Annotated in this window: 3 protein-coding genes; all 3 read right to left on the reverse strand. The window is 32.8% G+C overall.

Annotated elements, in window-relative coordinates; genetic code table 11:
• Positions 1-88: 88 nt before the first annotated feature.
• Positions 89-436 carry a hypothetical protein gene (locus tag Q0537_RS06415; protein ID WP_299226180.1) on the reverse strand — a complete coding sequence of 116 codons (348 nt, stop codon included), beginning with the start codon at positions 434-436 and terminating at the stop codon, positions 89-91.
• Between the two features lie 25 nt (positions 437-461).
• Entirely contained in the window at positions 462-1073 is a 612-nt protein-coding gene (locus Q0537_RS06420; RefSeq protein WP_299226183.1) for a hypothetical protein, read from the reverse strand.
• A gap of 78 nt (positions 1074-1151) precedes the next feature.
• A partial coding sequence (locus Q0537_RS06425) for a hypothetical protein (protein WP_299226186.1) occupies positions 1152-2268 on the reverse strand: 1117 nt, incomplete at its 5' end.

Below are 2268 nucleotides of genomic sequence, written 5' to 3' on the forward strand. Positions count from 1 at the left end.
AAATAAAACATAAGACCGCCTTTCTCAAATATCTCTTTTCCGTTAATTTGCATTTGGGTTTCCTTTTATTTCTCATTGATATGGCTAACTAAAGTTGCCTGAAAATACTATCGTCGATATCGCTTACATTATAACCCATAAAATTTAAAAAATCTTTCGCTTCTTCACGTAGTTTTTCCCAAAGAGGCGTTTTATATATATCTTCATTGGGAAGACTTTTTATCTTATCTCTCATTGCTTCACATCGTTCTAATTCATCTTGCGTAAATTCTTCCTTAAATGATTGCGCCTCTATGCAGGCACTACTTAGATCCTCTAGCAATTCTTCCGGCGATGTATATACATCTGCATCGGCATTATCAATATACTTTGTTTGAAATTCAATTGACGCTAAAGCAAAAAGTGATTGCAAAAGCGCTTTTCTTCCTCTTGCCATTTTATTCTCCTAAATTTTATTACTTTTATATTCCATACCACCTTGTCACTTTCCCTTTTTCATAGATATCAACCTCTATGTGTTTGTATTTATTGTAGAGGCTCGGAATCAAAATTTCATCATAATATCTTTTGCCATATTCGGTGATAAATATATACATATTATGATGGCACCACCGATTTGGCTCCTCCCAAAAGGCGTCGTCTGCGTGAGTATAATTTCTTAGATACTCGTATGAGCGAGCTATAAATTTATCTAAATTATAAAAGAAATTCTCTCTTAAAATTTTCCATTCTTCAAATTTTTTCATATTTAAATTTATATTGGCGCTAGTTTTATGTTTTATATCGGTATCGATGAAATTATTTAGATAAAATTGCCCAAATAGCATTATTAAAATATCTTTTACATTCTCATCACATAAATTAAAATTATGAATTAATGTGCTGGCGACAGAGTCGGTCTCATAGACTTCGGTGCTTTTCATTAGGCTAAACGCCTCAAGCTCATAAAAATCCAGTGGTCTTTTCCCGCTCACGGCTTGAAAATCTTTAAAAATCTTAAACCTAAAATCTTCCGCTTCGCTAAAGAAATAGACGTATGGGCTTAAATTTAGATTGAGCGCTTTTATTCTCATTTTATACCGTCCAAACTATTGTTTTCGTATTTTAATCTTGCCTCGGAGTATTTAATCGCAATGCCAAAGAAATAAATTTCATACAATTACATACACCGAGCTTTGATTAAATTTAGCCTCTGAAAAATCTACGATCTTTTCATTATCTCTTAAAGTATAAAGCTCGAAATCCGCGCTCAGCTCATCAATATTATAGAAATCCAAACATAAAGCAAATCTGCTGTTCTCAATATCCATATTTTCGATCTTTTCCTTTACCAATTTCAAAAATAAAAGGCATTCTTTAATAAAATCATCTTCCTTTAAATTTGGATTTTTGATCTCCACTTCATTGATCGACCACTCAAAATCGCTTAAGCCTTGATATATTGAAGAATTAATTAAAATGTTCTCTGTTGTGGCTATTCTTTCCCTTTTTAGATTCTTGATAAAAAATATTCCTGTGTCAAGATAGATCAGGCCTTCGCGCAATAGCTGCTTTAATTGCGATATTTTCAGATCTTTGATTGAGCCGCTAAGGGCAATAAATTTAATTAAATTTGGATCGGCATACAAAGTTCCTCTTTTTATCTCTCCTACTTCTTGCACTCTGGAAAATAGCTCTTCATTATTTTTAGGCAGAAGAAAAATCGCTTTGTTCAAATTAACCTCTTTTTTATCTATCGTCACTTTTGCCTTGCTGTTTTTCTCGCAAAATTTTAAAAAGTTGATTCCATATTTAATCTCGTCGTTTAGCCCTATACAGCCAAAACCCTTGCTATCATGCGGATAGACGGCCAAATTTAAACTCGGAAAAACTATAAAACACCATTCGTTTATCGAATAATCATAGCACATTAAAAATTTAGCCAGCTCTTTTATGTCGTCCCATTTCAGAATGTCCATTCTTATGCACATAGCGGGCAACGGATATTCTTTATCTCTAGCTAGAGAAAAATACTCATTTTGTTCTTGCAAAATTCCAAGATCTTTAAATTTATCGTATAACGGCTTTACCTGCGAGATTGCTTTATATTTTTTGTATACTTTATCATCACACATTAGAGCGCTTACGATAAATACTTCATCGCTATATTTTCTAAAAAAGTTATCGAATAATTTTATCGCTAAGCTTACTCCGCTTAGCCAGCCTTTGCTCTCAATCTCAAAGAAACCGATCCAGTTTTTAGAAGCACTAAAGCTGCTAAAATTTATA

The sequence above is a fragment of the uncultured Campylobacter sp. genome (assembly GCF_938017775.1).
Lineage (GTDB): Bacteria > Campylobacterota > Campylobacteria > Campylobacterales > Campylobacteraceae > Campylobacter_B.

What these genes read in the sequence shown, in the direction of transcription:
- Q0537_RS06420 (WP_299226183.1), bottom strand. Translation starts at nt 1,073, where the DNA reads ATGAGAATAAAAGCGCTCAATCTAAATTTAAGCCCATACGTCTATTTC.
- Q0537_RS06415 (WP_299226180.1), bottom strand. Translation starts at nt 436, where the DNA reads ATGGCAAGAGGAAGAAAAGCGCTTTTGCAATCACTTTTTGCTTTAGCG.